Source organism: Bradyrhizobium japonicum USDA 6 (assembly GCF_000284375.1).
Taxonomy (GTDB): Bacteria; Pseudomonadota; Alphaproteobacteria; order Rhizobiales; family Xanthobacteraceae; genus Bradyrhizobium; species Bradyrhizobium japonicum.
In genome coordinates, this window is sequence record NC_017249.1 from 2,586,946 (window position 1) to 2,601,229 (window position 14,284).

Annotated in this window: 19 protein-coding genes; 16 read left to right on the forward strand and 3 right to left on the reverse strand. The window is 64.8% G+C overall.

The window, feature by feature from the left end; translation table 11 throughout:
• Nucleotides 1–111: 111 nt before the first annotated feature.
• Genes fliI through BJ6T_RS12120 form a run of 3 tightly spaced genes read right to left on the reverse strand, consistent with a single transcriptional unit; the run spans nucleotide 112 to nucleotide 3,006 of the window.
• Nucleotides 112–1,437 (reverse strand): flagellar protein export ATPase FliI, encoded by a 1,326-nt coding sequence (fliI, locus tag BJ6T_RS12110; RefSeq protein WP_014492649.1) that lies wholly within the window; start codon nucleotides 1,435–1,437, stop codon nucleotides 112–114.
• A gap of 36 nt (nucleotides 1,438–1,473) precedes the next feature.
• Complete coding sequence (gene flgF / locus BJ6T_RS12115; protein WP_014492650.1) at nucleotides 1,474–2,202, reverse strand: flagellar basal-body rod protein FlgF; 729 nt, start codon at nucleotides 2,200–2,202, stop codon at nucleotides 1,474–1,476.
• Between the two features lie 3 nt (nucleotides 2,203–2,205).
• Nucleotides 2,206–3,006, reverse strand: a complete 801-nt coding sequence (locus BJ6T_RS12120) for a DUF1217 domain-containing protein (protein ID WP_014492651.1) — start codon at nucleotides 3,004–3,006, stop codon at nucleotides 2,206–2,208.
• Between the two features lie 142 nt (nucleotides 3,007–3,148).
• On the opposite strand from BJ6T_RS12120, the gene motA reads away from it, so the two are divergent.
• The 16 genes from motA to fliP all read left to right on the forward strand — a co-directional run bounded on the left by motA (nucleotide 3,149) and on the right by fliP (nucleotide 14,278).
• A complete protein-coding gene (motA, locus tag BJ6T_RS12125) occupies nucleotides 3,149–4,045 on the forward strand; it encodes a flagellar motor stator protein MotA (RefSeq protein ID WP_014492652.1) in 897 nt (298 codons plus the stop codon).
• Nucleotides 4,042–4,983, forward strand: a complete 942-nt coding sequence (locus BJ6T_RS12130; RefSeq protein WP_014492653.1) for a flagellar motor switch protein FliM — start codon at nucleotides 4,042–4,044, stop codon at nucleotides 4,981–4,983. Before motA ends, BJ6T_RS12130 begins: the two co-directional genes overlap by 4 nt.
• A complete protein-coding gene (locus tag BJ6T_RS12135; RefSeq protein ID WP_014492654.1) occupies nucleotides 4,964–5,278 on the forward strand; it encodes a hypothetical protein in 315 nt (104 codons plus the stop codon). The genes BJ6T_RS12130 and BJ6T_RS12135 overlap by 20 nt, the downstream gene beginning before the upstream one ends.
• Nucleotides 5,279–5,354: 76 nt before the next feature.
• The gene (gene fliN, locus BJ6T_RS12140; protein WP_014492655.1) at nucleotides 5,355–5,729 is read left to right on the forward strand and encodes a flagellar motor switch protein FliN; all 375 of its coding nucleotides are present in this window, start codon (nucleotides 5,355–5,357) and stop codon (nucleotides 5,727–5,729) included.
• Between the two features lie 2 nt (nucleotides 5,730–5,731).
• A complete protein-coding gene (locus BJ6T_RS12145; RefSeq protein ID WP_014492656.1) occupies nucleotides 5,732–6,772 on the forward strand; it encodes a flagellar motor switch protein FliG in 1,041 nt (346 codons plus the stop codon).
• 13 nt (nucleotides 6,773–6,785) lie between these two features.
• Complete coding sequence (gene flhB, locus BJ6T_RS12150; protein ID WP_014492657.1) at nucleotides 6,786–7,871, forward strand: flagellar biosynthesis protein FlhB; 1,086 nt, start codon at nucleotides 6,786–6,788, stop codon at nucleotides 7,869–7,871.
• A gap of 85 nt (nucleotides 7,872–7,956) precedes the next feature.
• On the forward strand, nucleotides 7,957–8,337 hold the full coding sequence (flgB, locus tag BJ6T_RS12155) for a flagellar basal body rod protein FlgB (protein WP_014492658.1): 381 nt from the start codon (nucleotides 7,957–7,959) through the stop codon (nucleotides 8,335–8,337).
• 11 nt (nucleotides 8,338–8,348) lie between these two features.
• Complete coding sequence (flgC, locus tag BJ6T_RS12160; RefSeq protein ID WP_014492659.1) at nucleotides 8,349–8,765, forward strand: flagellar basal body rod protein FlgC; 417 nt, start codon at nucleotides 8,349–8,351, stop codon at nucleotides 8,763–8,765.
• Nucleotides 8,766–8,767: 2 nt separating this feature from the next.
• Complete coding sequence (gene fliE / locus BJ6T_RS12165) at nucleotides 8,768–9,097, forward strand: flagellar hook-basal body complex protein FliE (RefSeq protein ID WP_014492660.1); 330 nt, start codon at nucleotides 8,768–8,770, stop codon at nucleotides 9,095–9,097.
• 17 nt (nucleotides 9,098–9,114) lie between these two features.
• A complete protein-coding gene (flgG, locus tag BJ6T_RS12170; RefSeq protein WP_014492661.1) occupies nucleotides 9,115–9,903 on the forward strand; it encodes a flagellar basal-body rod protein FlgG in 789 nt (262 codons plus the stop codon).
• A gap of 35 nt (nucleotides 9,904–9,938) precedes the next feature.
• Entirely contained in the window at nucleotides 9,939–10,394 is a 456-nt protein-coding gene (gene flgA, locus BJ6T_RS12175; RefSeq protein WP_014492662.1) for a flagellar basal body P-ring formation chaperone FlgA, read from the forward strand.
• Nucleotides 10,391–11,521: a flagellar basal body P-ring protein FlgI gene (gene flgI, locus BJ6T_RS12180; RefSeq protein ID WP_014492663.1), complete on the forward strand. Its 1,131-nt coding sequence runs from the start codon at nucleotides 10,391–10,393 to the stop codon at nucleotides 11,519–11,521. The genes flgA and flgI overlap by 4 nt, the downstream gene beginning before the upstream one ends.
• Before the next feature lie 67 nt (nucleotides 11,522–11,588).
• The gene (locus BJ6T_RS12185; RefSeq protein WP_014492664.1) at nucleotides 11,589–12,359 is read left to right on the forward strand and encodes a MotE family protein; all 771 of its coding nucleotides are present in this window, start codon (nucleotides 11,589–11,591) and stop codon (nucleotides 12,357–12,359) included.
• Complete coding sequence (flgH, locus tag BJ6T_RS12190) at nucleotides 12,360–13,055, forward strand: flagellar basal body L-ring protein FlgH (RefSeq protein ID WP_014492665.1); 696 nt, start codon at nucleotides 12,360–12,362, stop codon at nucleotides 13,053–13,055.
• A 42-nt stretch (nucleotides 13,056–13,097) separates the two neighbouring features.
• Nucleotides 13,098–13,541: a flagellar basal body-associated FliL family protein gene (locus BJ6T_RS12195; RefSeq protein WP_014492666.1), complete on the forward strand. Its 444-nt coding sequence runs from the start codon at nucleotides 13,098–13,100 to the stop codon at nucleotides 13,539–13,541.
• The gene (fliP, locus tag BJ6T_RS12200; RefSeq protein ID WP_014492667.1) at nucleotides 13,538–14,278 is read left to right on the forward strand and encodes a flagellar type III secretion system pore protein FliP; all 741 of its coding nucleotides are present in this window, start codon (nucleotides 13,538–13,540) and stop codon (nucleotides 14,276–14,278) included. Before BJ6T_RS12195 ends, fliP begins: the two co-directional genes overlap by 4 nt.
• The last annotated feature ends 6 nt before the right edge of the window (nucleotides 14,279–14,284 follow it).

Below are 14,284 nucleotides of genomic sequence, written 5' to 3' on the forward strand. Positions count from 1 at the left end.
ACGGCGGCAGTCGGCAACGGGTGCGCATGCGCCGGAGGCGTAAGGATATGCGTGATCGACTGTCGAGATAATGAGCAGGTCGGCGACGCCGGGCGCGCCGGCCGCGACCGGCTAGTCGCCCTTGAGCATGTCTCGCAGCTCGCGGAATGGATCGGCGCTCGGCCCTGCCGAGGCGTCCTGCCGCATGGCGCTGTAGATTTTCGGGACCATGTCGACGGCCTGGTCGAGACCCGAATCACGCCCCGACTGATATCCGCCCATCAGGCGAAGGTCGCGCGTGTCCTCGTATTTGGCGATCATGGTGCGCAGCTTGCTCACCAATTCGCGCTCCTCGGGGTCCCAGACGTTGTGGGCGAGGCGGGAGACCGAGGCCAGAACGTCGACGGCGGGATAGCGCGCCTGGTCGGCGATGTGCCTGGAGAGCACGATGTGGCCGTCGAGGGTGCTGCGGATGGTGTCGGCGATCGGCTCGTTGTGATCGTCGCCGTCGACCAGCACGGAGAAAATGCCGGTAATCGTCCCGGATCCCTCCTCGCCGGGGCCGGCGCGCTCCAGCAGGCGGGGCAGGTCGGTGAAGACCGTCGGTGCATAACCGCGGGCGACCGCAGGCTCGCCGGCGGCGAGGGCGACCTCGCGGGCGGCATGGGCGAAACGGGTGATCGAATCGACCACCAGCAGGACCGATTCGCCCCGGTCACGGAAATATTCGGCGACCGCCATGGCGGTCTTCGGCGCCAGCCGCCGCATCATCGGGCTTTCATCTCCCGTCGATACGATGGTGATGGCGCGGCTGCGGTTGGCGCCGAGCACGTCCTCGATGAATTCGCGCACCTCGCGTCCGCGTTCGCCGACGAGTGCCAGCACGACGGTGTCAAAGCCCTGGCTGCGGGCCAGCATCGCCAGCAGCGTCGACTTGCCGACGCCGGAGCCGGCAAAGATGCCGACGCGCTGGCCGGCGCAGATCGGGGCGAACAGGTCGATGACGCGCACGCCGGTGCGCAGCGGCTTGTGGACGCGGGCCCGCCTCATCGCCGCCGGCGCCTCGGCTTCCGCCGAGACGGCGCGCGATCCCGGGGTGAGCGGACCTTGTCCGTCGAGCGGCGCGCCGAGCGCGTTGATGACGCGGCCCTTCCAACTCGGATCGGGCGCGAAGGACAGTGGCGGCATTCGGTAGGCGACCGAGCCGAGGCCGCCGGCGAACTGCCGGTCGAACGGCTTGGCGATGATGCCCTCGCTGTCGATCCGCACCACCTCGCCGATCTGGGGCTTGCCGCCGGAGTTGACGCCGATCAGTTCACCGAGCCTGACGAAGCGCGACAGGCCGGAGACGCGGAAATGCGTCGGAGCGATCTCGGAGATCGCGCCGCTGACGCTGGCCAGGGGAGTGCTCTGCTGAAGCTCCAGCAGCGCCCACTCGAGTTGCCGAAGAGCGTTCAAGGAAACCGTCCACCCTCAATGCGCATGCAGCGCAGTCTACTTACCGGGCTCGCCCAGCGTCCGGATTGCGTTCTGGAGCGAGCTCTCGGTGCCCTCGATCATCGAATTGGTGCCGTCGAAAGCGCGCGAAGCCGCGATCAGCTTGGTCAATTCCATCATCGGATTGGCGCCGGAGCCCTCGACATAGCCCTGCTTGAAGCCGTCGCGGGAGAAATCGGCGATGGCGGTCGCGGGCCGGTCCGGCGTGACGCCGGAATTGCCGTAGCGCTCGAGATTGGCATCGGCGGGAATGTTGAACAGGCCGATGGAGCCGATCTCGTTGTTGTCCTGGGTGATCGCGCCGCTGCGGGCGATCGCGATCGGTCCGCCGTTCGGGTCGAGCGTGATCTGCGCGCCGCCGGCATCGATCACGGGGAAGCCGGACACGGTCTGAAGATCCCCGTTGGCGGCGATCTGGAGGCGGCCGTCGCGCGTATAGACCGTGCCGTTCGGGCCGGCGAAGGCGATCCAGCCCTGTCCGACCACGGCGACGTCGAGCGGGTTGCCGCTCTCGGTGATGCTGCCCATCTCGCGCGAGATGATGTTGTCGCCGGGCGAGGAGAAGGCGACCGGGTTCGCGCCGGCCTTCGACAGCACGGTCTCGAACTTCACGACGTCGGTGCGGAATGCCGCCGTGTTGACGTTGGCGACGTTGTTGGCGATCGTCTGGAGGCGCTTATCGAGGGCGACCTGCGCCGACAATCCCACATAGAGGGCCGATTGCATGAGTTACCTTCCCAACCGGATGGACTGAAGCTTCGTGAGCATGTCGGTATCCATGCCGGCCATCGACGACGCGCCGCCGATCAGGACCAGCGCGGAGTTGGTCGAGTTGCCGTTGTTGATGTCGTTCTGGGCCTGGGTCGCATCCCACATCGCGGCGAAGCGCTGCACGAACTTGGTGACCTTGGCCGGGTCCTGGAAATCGGTGAGGTCGATCTTGCTCGTGATCAACTTGGCCTGGGCGTCGATGTCCGCCGCGCTGATGGTCGACGGCAGGCCGAGCGCGGTCTGGACCACCTGCGTCATCGCCTTGTCGGCGAGGATCTGGTAGGAGGTGCTGATGGTGGACGCCTTGCGGGTGAAATAGAGCGCCAGCCGCAGACCCTCGTTCTGGTCGCCGGCCTTCTCCTCCATCGTCTGCGTGACGTATTGGGTCGCCGTACCGGTCGTGGCCGCGGCGGTCTGGGTCGCTTTGTCGCCGAGGGCGGCGAAATTGAAGGCGGCGGCGAATTGCCGGTAGCGGGTGTCGGTCAGCTTGTTGGCGAAGCTCTTGGGGTCGGAGACACCCTCGGTCAGCACCTTGCGCATGAACGCCTTGGCGTAGGTCATGTCGCTGAGACCAAAGGCCTTCATCGCGTAGGAGTAGAGGCGATAGTCCTTCAGGAAGTCGTCGATCGTCTTCACATTGCCGATATGGCTGAGAAAATAATCGGTGTCGCGGCTGACGTCCGGCTGGGCCGCGACCTGCGTCAGCGATTTGCCCATGTCCTTGGTCAGTCTGGTGTAGTCCGCGATCGTCGATAGCATGGCACGCGCCCCTCTGGCCGCCGTTGCGACATCGTCTCAAGCTGCCGCCAATTGCTTGCGCGGGGCTGGCGACCGCGAAGCCAGCCTCGCGCAAGCGTCGCCGACTAGATACTCCCGATGGGATCGGCGATGGAGTGGCGCGTTGCTCAGTTTCGTGGGGATTTTCATCACGGTAGCGGCACTGCTCGGCGGATTTGCCGCCATGGGCGGGCATCTGGCCGTGCTCATGCAGCCGTGGGAATTCGTGATCATCATGGGCACCGCGGTCGGCACCTTCATCGTCGCCAACCCCTGGAAAACCGTCGTTGATACCGGCGTGGCCTGCATGCAGGCCATCACCGGTGCGGTGCCAAGCGAGCGCTATTACCTCGATCTGCTCGGAGCGCTCCATGCCCTGATGCGGGAGCTGCGGGGCAAGGGCCGCAACGAGGTCGAGGCCCATATCGACGACCCGGCCTCCTCCGAGATCTTCAAGGCGTTCCCGAGCGTGCTCGGCGACCCGCCGTTGCTGCAGTTCATCTGCGACTATGTCCGCCTCATCATCATGGGCAATGCGCGCACGCACGAGATCGAAGCGCTGATGGACGAGGAGATCCACACCATCGTGAAGGCCAAGCTGGCGCCCTACAATTCGATGGTGGTCGTGTCCGAGGCGCTGCCGGCGCTCGGCATCGTCGCCGCCGTGCTCGGCGTCATCAAGGCCATGGGCGCGCTCGACCAGTCGCCGAAGCTCCTCGGCGGCTTCATCGGCGCGGCGCTCGTCGGCACCTTTGCCGGCATCTTCCTGTCCTACGGCGTCCTCTCGCCCTTCGCGCTGAAGATCAAGATGACGCGAGAGAAGCGCTGCCGGCCCTACATCATCGTCAAGCAGACGCTGCTGGCGTTCATGAACGGCGCCATGCCGCAGATCGCCGTCGAGCACGGGCGCAAGATGATCGCGAGCGGCGAACGGCCGTCGATCGACGTGGTCGAAAACGAGACGATTGCAGGTCCCAAGGCCGTCGTGACCGAGGCTGAACCGAAGGCTGCTCGCGCATGACGATGGAAGACCTCGACGTCGATCAGCGGAAGCAGCTGCCGAACTACCTGCTGGACGCCGCCGGCATATCGATCGAACGCATGCCGATGCTCAATGTGATCTTCGATCGCATGGCGGCATCGTGCACCGACAGCCTGCAGCCGATGGCGGGAACGCCGTGCTATTTCTCCGTCAACGGCATCACCAACGACCCGCTCGGCGATATCATCAAGGACTACGAGGGCAACGCGGTCGCCGCCGTGCTCTATGCCGAGCAGTGGGACTCGCGCGTCATCATCATGCTGGATCGCGACTTCGTGTTCACCATGGTCGAGGCGATGTTCGGCTCCGACGGCGCCGAACCGCCGCTCGACGTCGAACGCACCTTCTCGAACATCGAGATCCGGCTGGTCCAGGCACTGTTTGAGCGGTTCGCCAAGGCGCTGCAGGGCGCCTTCGCCGGCACCTCCAATGTCACCTTCCGTGTCGAGCGAGTCGAGACGGCGATGGCGTCGCTCGCGATTGGGCGCGCCAGCAACATGTCGATCTGCGCGAACATGATGGTGCAGGCGCTCTATCGCGGCGGCCAGATGTTCCTGATCATTCCGCACTCCGCGCTCAATCCGCTCAGGCAGAAGCTCGCAACCGTCGTCGTCAGCGACGGCCGCGCGGCTGATCCGCGCTGGCGCGAGCAGATGGAGAGCGAGGTTCACCGCACCGAAGTGACGCTGAGCGCGGTGCTCGACGAGAAGATGATTTCCCTCGAGGATGTCGTGCAATTCAAGGTAGGCCAGGTGCTCGAGCTCGAAGCCACGCCGCGCACGCTGGCCCGGCTCGAGAGCAACAACCAGGTGCTGTTCTGGTGTCAGATCGGCCAGCTCGATGGCTATTACGCCATGCAGGTGGCCGATCCCGTCGATCAGAAGCGGGAGTTCGTCGATGATATCCTATCTCGTTGATGCCGTGCTGCTGATCGCGCTGGCCTTCACCAGCATGAGGGTGACCCGGATGCACCGCGAATTGGCGCGGCTGCGCAGCTATCAGGGCGAGTTCTCGACCATCGTCCACGAGACGGCGGGTGCCTTCGACACCGTCATCACCGCCGCGCATGATTCCACCGCAAATCTCGGCCGGCTCGCCAACGTGCTGAGCACGAAGATAGATCAGGCCCACGAGGCGATCGCGGCGCTCGATGCGCGGAGCGGGCTTCAACCGACCGCAACCGTGAGCGGCGCCGAAGCGAACAAGCATTGAATTCGGGACTTGCAGGACACGTACGATCGGAACGTCGCGGCGCTCCGGGAGCAGAAATACCAAGAGGCGATACCAAATGGCGCAATCTTTCGAATATGAGTCTGCATCGGCATCGGGAGAGACCGATGCGTCTCCGCTGGAGCGGCTGGCGGAGATCGCCGCGCGCACGGCGGAGGAAACCGGCAAATTCGCCAATGTCGATGCCATCCTGCGCATTCCCGTCACGATGCAGGTGGTGCTGGGATCAGCGACCATTCCGGTCGCGAACCTGATGAAGCTCGGCCGCGGCGCGGTGGTTCCACTCGATCACCGCGTCGGCGAGCCCGTCGACGTCGTGGTCAATGGCCGCGTCGTTGCCCGCGGCGAAGTGGTCGTCGTCGAAGAGGACAATTCCCGCTTCGGCGTTTCGCTCACGGAGATCGTCGGACCGCTGGGGCAGGGTGATACCTGATCATGGCGGCACAGGTCGGCGTCGCTCCTATCAAGCAGCGAGGCGTTGCCACGCTGGGCGGAACGGAAAAGGTCGCGGCACTCCTGCTTGCCATGGGCCGGCAGGCGGCTGCCAGCGTGCTCTCGCAGTTCGAGCCGCAGGATATCCGCATCGTCACCAAGGCCGCGGCCGAGTTGCGGCCGATCACTGCGCAGGAGCTCGAGTCGATTGTCGAGGAGTTCGCCCAGCAATTCTCGATGGGCGCCAACATTCTCGGCACCATCGGCGGTCTCGAAGCCGTGCTCGGCGACGTGCTGCCGGCCGACCAGGTCTCGGCAATCATGTCGGACCTGCTCGGCAATTCGAGCCGCTCGGTGTGGGACCGCGTCTCGTCGGTGTCGGAAAACTCGCTGGCGACATACCTCTCCAAGGAACATCCGCAAACCGCGGCGCTGATCCTGTCCAAGGTCAAGCCGTCCTGCGCCGCCAAGGTGATGAGCCAGCTGCCGTCGAGCCTGCGCAACGAGCTGATGCGGCGCGTCCTCAGCCTCAAGCCGATCGTTGACGACGCCATGAAAGTCCTCGAGAAGACCTTGCACGAGGACCTGACGCTCAATTTCGCCCGCAACCTCGGCGCCGACACCTACGCGCGCGTTGCGGACATCATCAACAAGATGGAGCGCGGCCATATCGAGGACATGCTGAAGAGCTTGTCGGAGAAGCGTCCGAAGTCGGCCGAAGTTCTGAAGGAACTGCTGTTCACCTTCGATGACGTGGTCAATCTGACCCCGAAGGCGCGCACCATGATCTTCGATCAGGTGCCGACCGATCGCATCGTTATCGCGCTGAAGGGCACCGACAAGCATTTCCGCGAACTCATCCTGTCCTCGGTTGCCTCGCGCGTCCGCCGCGTCGTCGAGCACGAACTCGCCATCGGCGAGCCGTCGAACCAGCGCGACGTGCTGGAGGCGCGCCGCGTCATCACCGACCTTGCACTCGACCTGGCGGAAAAGGGCGAAATCGAGCTCAACCCCGAGCAGGAGGATGAGCTGGTCTTCCGCTGACCGCTGAACGGGCATGGCAGAAACATCCGATCAGGAGAGCAAGACAGAAGAGCCGACCGAGAAGAAAGTCCGCGATTCGCTCGAACAGGGCAAAATCCCGGTCTCTCGGGAGGCTTCTATCTTCGCCTCGATGGCCGCGCTGATGGTGATCCAGGCGTTCCTGATCGGCCAGGGCGTACAGCAATTGACGCCGACACTGAAGAGCCTGCTCGACGATCCCGAGGGCTTCCCTCTCAGCAACGGTGCGGACGCGCGCAACCTGCTCACGGTGGTGGGGCTCGAGGCGTTGCGATTCCTGGTGCCGCTGGTCGTCATCCTGGCGGTGTTCGGCCTCGCCGCATCGTTGCTGCAGAATGCGCCGCGCCTGGTGCTGGAGCGCATCAAGCCGCAGCTGTCGCGAATCTCCCCGATCAGCGGCTGGAGCCGGCTGTTCGGAACCCAGGGCCTCGTCGAATTCGCCAAGTCGCTGTTCAAGCTCGTCTCGGTGACGGTCGTCGTCGTGTTCGTGCTGCGCTCGTCCGAAGCCAGGGCGTTCGAGGCGATGTACACGGATCCGGTCGCGCTGCCGGAGATGATTCTCAACATCGCGATGCGGATCGTCTCTGCGATCTGCATCGCCACCATCGTCCTGGTCGCGATCGATCTCGCCTGGGCGCGCTTCCACTGGCGGCGCGAGCTGCGCATGACCAAGCAGGAGATCAAGGACGAGCATAAGCAGGCGGAGGGCGATCCCCTGATCAAGGCGCGCCTGCGCTCGCTGGCGCGCGACCGCTCGCGCCAGCGCATGATCGCGTCCGCCTCGCGTGCGACGCTGGTGATCGCCAACCCGACGCACTTCGCGATCGCCCTGCGCTACAAGCGCGAGGAAAATGCAGCGCCCATGGTCGTCGCCAAGGGCATGGACGTGATCGCGCTGAAGATCCGCGAAGTCGCGGAGCAGAACCGGATCCCGGTGATCGAGAACAAGGCGCTGGCGCGCGCGCTCTATGAGGCGGTTCAGGTCGACCAGGTGATTCCGGCGGAATTCTTCCGGCCGGTCGCCGAGATCATCTACTTCCTGCAATCCAAGCAGGCGCCGCGGACCGAGAAGGTTCAGTAGATTTCCGAGCATAGCGTCGGCTGCATCAGCCTGACGAAAGCTTGCGGCCCTAAACTTGATCTTAAGAAATCAGCATGGGGCCGTCGTGGGACCGCTTTATCTCTTCGAACTCGCATCGTCGCAGGCGCGGTACCTCGAGCTCCGCCAGTCGACCATCGCGACCAACGTCGCCAACGCCAATACGCCCGGCTTCAAGGCGCGCGACGTCGAGCCCTTCAACAAGGTGCTCGACGCCACGCCGGTCAGGCTCGCGACGACGTCGCCCTCGCACATGCAGTTGTCCGCGGCCGAGACCGATACGCGGAAGACCGCGAAGAAGGACAGCTGGGAAGTGGTTCACTCCGGCAACTCCGTCAGCCTCGAGCAGGAAATGATCAAGGGCAGCGACGTCAGTCGCGACTACTCGATGAACTCGGCGGTCGTGCGGTCGTTTCACCGCATGTTGCTGTCGAGCGCGAAGAGCTGAGGTGAATTGACATGCTGGACTCACTGCAAGCGTCACTGACGGTCGCGAGCTCCGGGCTCGAAGCGCAGTCGACGCGCATGCGCATCGTTTCGGAAAACCTCGCCAACGCGACCTCGACGGGGCGTACGGCTGGCGCCGATCCGTATCAGCGCAAGACCATCACCTTCGATGCCGCCATGGACCGCGCCTCGGGCGCGCAGCTTGCAAAGGTCAAGGAGATCGGGGTCGACACCACGCCGTATCGCGTGGAGTACGAGCCGGGACATCCCGCCGCCGACAAGGCCGGTTACGTCAAGCTGCCGAACGTCAACATGATGATCGAGATGGCCGACATGCGGGAAGTCAATCGGTCCTATGAAGCCAATCTCCAGGTCGTGAAACAGGTGCGGTCCATGCTGGGCATGACCATCGACCTGCTGAGGAGCTGACAATGCTTGAGGCAATTTCATCCACCGCGATTTCTGCCGGGCAAGCGGCGAGCCGCGCGACCGAGACGCAGGCCATCGCGCCGGCGGCGCCGACCGCCATTCAGTCCACCGACGACGTCGGATTCGAATCGGTGATGAAGCAGGTGACGACGGACGCGATCGGGACGCTGAAGGCGGGCGAAGCGGCGTCGATCTCGGCGATGCAGGGTAAGGAATCGACCCGGAAGGTCGTGGAGGCGCTGATGTCGGCCGAGCAGGCCTTGCAGACCGCGGTCGCGGTTCGCGACAAGGTCGTGCAGGCCTACCAGGAAGTCGTCCGGATGTCGATTTGATCTGAAGGAATGAAGCTGTGAAATCGCTCGCCATTGCGGCCACGGGCATGAACGCCCAGCAGACCAACATCGAAGTCATCGCGAACAACATCGCCAACATCAACTCGACGTCGTACAAGCGTGCGCGCGCGGAATTCACCGATCTGTTCTACCAGATGGACCGCATGCAGGGCGTCGCGAACGTCAACGGCTCCTCGCCGATCCCGGAAGGCTCCAATCTCGGCCTCGGCGTCAAGTCGACGGCCATCCGCAAGCTGCACATCCAGGGCGCGCTCACGCAGACCGGCAACCCCTACGATCTCGCGATCAACGGCCGCGGCTGGTTTCAGGTGCTCGGCCCGAACAACGAGGTGCAATACACCCGCGCCGGCTCGTTCAGCCCCAACCCCAACGGCCAGCTCGTCACCACCGACGGCTATCTGCTGGATCCCGCAATCACGATACCGCAGGGAACCGTTCAGGTCATCGTCAACCAGACCGGACAGGTGTTTGCCAAGCTGGACACGGAAGTGAACCCGCGGCAGATCGGCCAGCTCAACCTCGCCAATTTCGCCAACGAAGCGGGCCTCGAGCCGCTCGGCAGCAACCTCTATCGCGAGACCACAGCGTCCGGCACGCCGGTCGTCGGGCTGCCGGGCGATTCCGGATACGGCAAGATCAATCAGCAATATCTCGAAGCCTCGAACGTCGACCCGGTCAAGGAAATCACCGAGTTGATCTCGGCGCAGCGCGCCTACGAAATGAACGCCAAGGTCATCCAGGCCTCGGATGAAATGGCCCAAACGGTCTCGAAGGGCATGCGCTAGTTCCGGTGTTCTCGATGTCGAACAGGGTGGGCTTGATGGTGCGCGGGTTGGCCGCCGTGCTGCTGGTTCTCGTCTCGGCGCGCCTCGCTGCGGCCGAGGAGAAGCGGCTTCCCGTGCCGGCCGTCTCGATCCGCGCCGGCGAGCTGATCCGGGACGACATGATCACGGAACGCGCCTTCGCGCCGAACGTGCTCGGCGTTGCCATGTTCATCGAAGGACGCCAGATCCTGGTCGGACGCATGGCACGGCGCACGCTGCTGCCGGGCCAGCCGATTCCGACCAATTCGGTCGAGGATCCCTGGACGATTGCCCGCGGCGCCATGGTCAAGGTCGTGGTGGAAGACAGCGGCCTGTCGATCGTCACCTACGGCGCGGCGATGCAGTCGGGCGCGACCGGCGCGCTCATCCCGGTGCGAAACACCGACACCGGCGTGATCATCAGGGGCGTCGTCCAGCCGGACGGCACCGTCAAGGTCGTGGATGGATCATGACCAGATTCCTGCTTGCGCTCGTCCTGCTCGTTTCCGCCGCCAGCGCCCAGGCGGCCGTCCGCATCAAGGACATTGCGGACATCAAGGGATTGCGCGAAAACCAGATCGTCGGTTACGGCCTCGTCATCGGCCTGAACGGCACTGGTGACACGCTCCGCAACGCTCCGTTCACGGAGCAGTCCCTGCAATCGATGCTCGAGAACATGGGCATCAACGTCAGGAACGAGACCACGAGCACCAACAATCCCCCGCGTCCGACGACGCTGCGCACACGCAACGTCGCGGCCGTGATGGTGACCGCGGATTTGGCGCCCTCGATCGGAGCGGGCGAGCGCATGGACGTGACCGTATCGTCGCTCGGCGATGCGACCTCGCTGCTCGGCGGCACGCTGGTGATGACGTCGCTGCGGGCGGCGGACGGCGCCGTCTATGCGGTGGCGCAAGGCGCGATCACGGTCGCCGGTTACAGTGTGGGAGGGCAGGCGCAGAACGTCAGCCAGGGCACGCCGACGGCGGGCCGCATCCCGAACGGTGCGCTGGTCGAGCGCGAGGTGCAGGGAAGCCTCCATGAGATGGAGTTCCTGGTGCTGGAGCTCAAGAACCCTGATTTCGTCACTGCGACACGCATTCTCGACGCCATCAACCGTTACGCCGGTGGCCGCTACCGCGCGCAGATCGCCTTCGAGCGCGACTACCGCACCATCGTGCTGTCGAAGCCGCGCCATATCGGGCCCGTCCGCTTCCTCGCCGAAATCGGCGAGCTGACGGTCGAGCCGGACACGCCGGCGCGCGTGGTGATCAATGAACGGACCGGCACGGTGGTGATCGGGCGCGACGTGCGCATATCGACCGTCGCGGTGACGCATGGCAACCTGACGGTTCGTGTCACCGAGCTTCCCGTGGTGTCGCAGCCGGCGCCGTTCTCGCGCGGACAGACGGTGGTCGTTCCCCAGACCGTGGTCGAGGCCAACGAGGCCGGATCGCAGGTGGCGATCCTGAGCGGCGTCGACCTCCAGCGCCTGGTGCGTGGGCTGAACCAGATCGGCCTGAAGCCGTCGGGCATCATCGCGATCCTCCAGGCGATCAAAACGGCCGGCGCACTCCAGGCCGACGTCATCGTGCAATGATGCACAAGCGTCGTGCAAGCTTGGTCGCTCAATGCTCAGGTCTCGACCGAGAATCGCACGCGGCCCGATGCTGAAGCTGGATCACAAAGCCAAACTCCTCCTCCTGGTCGCGGCCTGCGCGTTCGGATGCGCTTCGCCCGTTCTGGCGCTGGATGAGGCCAAGCCGTCGAAGCCGCTCAACCTGCTGTCCTTCGCGCGTGCCCGCGCGCCCGGTCCGCAGAAGCCGTATGCGGCGGCCTCGTCGATACCGGGCGATAATGCGTCGATCCGGGCGACGGCGTGGGCCGCCGAAGATTCCGGACCCGCGATCACGGGGGCCGTGCCTGCTCCCGAGAAGCCTGCGCCGGCGCCCCCAGTCGCGCCCGTGCGCCCGGCCAAGCCGGGCAGCGTCACGGCGCCGCCGAAGCCCGCACCGGCACAGGCTGCGGTACCCGCGGACAACGAGGTCGCCCTGTTCTGCAGCAATGTCGCCGACCCCGCCGTCGATGCGCGGCTGGCCTGGCAGCTCAGGGAACTGGAGAAGGCCGAGACCCAGCTCCGGGAGCGGATCGCCGAGGTCGAGGCCAAGCGCGCCGAATACGAGAAGTGGATGGCGCTGCGTGACGACTTCCTGAAGAAGGCGGAAGCGAGCGTCGTCGAGATCTATTCGCGCATGAAGCCTGACGCGGCGGCGACCCAGATTGCCGGGATGGCGGACGAGACCGCCGCCGCCGTGCTTGCAAAACTCAGTCCGAGGAGCTCGAGCGCGATCTTCAACGAGATGGAGACGGCACGCGCGGCGCACCTTGCCGATCTGCTCGGCGGAATGCGTCGCGTGGATGACGGAAAGACCAAATAGATGAAGAATCTGATCCTCATCCTGTCGCTGCTATCGCTTGCCGGATGCGTCAATGATCCGGCCGAGGTCCTGACCGGTCCGCGTTTGACGCCGGTCGGGAGCGGCCTGCGGACGCAGGCCGATCCGATTCCGGTGACGCCCCGCCTGCGCTCGCCCGCCAGCTATCGCTCGACCTGGGATGACGCCACCGATCTCTACCGTGACCCCCGCGCGCGGCGCACCGGCGACGTGGTGACGGTGATCATCTCCATGCAGGACAAGGCCAAGCTCGACAACAAGACCGACCGCTCGCGCGATTCGCAGATCAAGTTCGGGCTGGACTGGCTGATGGACGTCGCCGGATGGCAGGACAAGGGCCAGACCACCGCCAACCTCAGCACCAACACCCAGATCAAGGGCAACGGCCAGATCGACCGCACCGAGGACATCAAGCTGTCGATCGCAGCCATCGTCACCGACGTGTTGCCGAACGGCAATATGATGATCAGCGGCTCGCAGGAGTTCAAGGTCAATACCGAGATGCGCGTGCTCAACGTCGGCGGCATCGTGCGTCCGCGCGATATCTCGCGCACCAACACGATCTCCTACGAGAAGATCGCCGAGGCACGCGTGTCCTATGGCGGTCGCGGAAATCTGTCTGACGTGCAGCAGCCTGGATGGGGACATCGGATCTATGACGCCGTGGCACCATTCTGAGAATCGCGCCGAGCGCGCCGCGCCGCGAGGGCATGGGACGTGATGCGCCTGATTGCGGCCATTGTGGTGCTGACCCTGATCGCGATCGGTGCGGGCGCGGTTGCCGGCCTGCATCTGTTCGCGGCCGCGGAGCGCGTCGCCGATGCGAAGAAGACCGCCACGCCGCCGCCCCTTGCCACGAGCTACGCCGGCAGCGCACGGCTGAGAAAGCTGTCCCCGATCGTGACCAATCTCGCCGCGCCGGCCAACAACTGGGCCCGTGTCGAAGCCTCCATGGTGACCGATAGCATGAGCGACGAGGATGCCGGCATCCTGGCCGCCCATATCAGCGAGGACATCGTGACCTATCTGCGGTCGGCATCGGTTGGCCAGTTCGAGGGATCGCGCGGGCTTCAGCATCTGCGCGACGACCTGACGGAGCGCGCCAACATCCGCTCGTCGGGCAAGATCCGCGAATTGATCATTGAGACCTTGGTGATTCAGTGAGAGTGAGAGTCCTGCTGCTCGCGTTGGTTCTGGTCGTGCTGCCCGAGGTGGCGCTGGCCCAGATTCCGGACCTCAACTCGCTGCTGCCGCCGGGCAACGGCTCGACCAGCGGCCGCATCATCCAGCTGATGGCGGTGATCACGGTGCTGTCGGTGGCGCCGGGACTGCTGATCATGGTGACGAGCTTCACGCGATTTGCGGTGGCGCTGTCGTTCCTGCGCTCCGGTCTCGGCCTCCAGACCACGCCGGCCAATCTGGTGCTGATCAGCCTCGCGCTGTTCATGACCTTCTACGTGATGGCGCCGACCTTCGACCGCGCCTGGGAAACCGGCGTCCAGCCGCTGATGAAGAACGAGATCTCGGAGGAAGAAGCCTATCTGAAGATCACCGATCCGTTCCGCGAGTTCATGCTGGCCCATGTCCGCGACAAGGATCTCCAGACCTTCGAGGCGCTCGCTGCGGAGAGCTTCCGCAAGAAGTTCGACGACAAGCGCATCGACATGCGCGTCATCATTCCGGCCTTCATGATCTCCGAGCTCAGGCGTTCGTTCGAGATCGGATTCCTCATCATCCTGCCGTTCCTCGTCATCGACATGATCGTGGCGACGCTGACCATGTCGATGGGCATGATGATGATGCCGCCGACGATCCTCGCGCTGCCGTTCAAGATGCTGTTCTTCGTGTTGATCGACGGCTGGAACCTGCTGGCCTCCGGACTGGTGCGGTCGTTCTCGTAGCGACCC